The 392-nt window shown below is 41.3% G+C and carries 1 protein-coding gene; it reads left to right on the forward strand.

From position 1 onward, the window contains the following. Nucleotides 1-392 (forward strand): mucin-binding protein (locus FD18_RS09745; protein ID WP_162257031.1); only part of this gene is annotated, 392 nt, incomplete at both ends.

Below are 392 nucleotides of genomic sequence, written 5' to 3' on the forward strand. Positions count from 1 at the left end.
TCAAACAGCGAAACTTTCCCAGTTTACAACATTAAAGAACAAAAGGGCTATGACAGCTATGTAAATGGTGTTAAGGCAACCGAAGTAGCAGCAGTAACGGTAGATCCAGATTCACAAAACATTACTGATACCATTACTTACGTAAAACAAGCTGCAACTCCAGTGCCATATGATCCTTCAAACAAGGATATGAATAAGTCAGTAACCCGTACCATTAACTACGAAGTACCAGCAGGGCATGAAGCAATTGCCCCTGTAACACAAACTGTAGAATACACTCGTGATGTTAACGGTGTCGCAGGTTACCAAGATCCAGTGACTGGTGATATTACTTGGAATCCATGGCACGTTAAGAGTGGTAAAGCAGAATTTGCTTCAGCTAGTGTAGAACA

Origin of the sequence: Lactobacillus taiwanensis DSM 21401 (genome assembly GCF_001436695.1) — a bacterium.
Classification (GTDB): Bacteria; Bacillota; Bacilli; order Lactobacillales; family Lactobacillaceae; genus Lactobacillus; species Lactobacillus taiwanensis.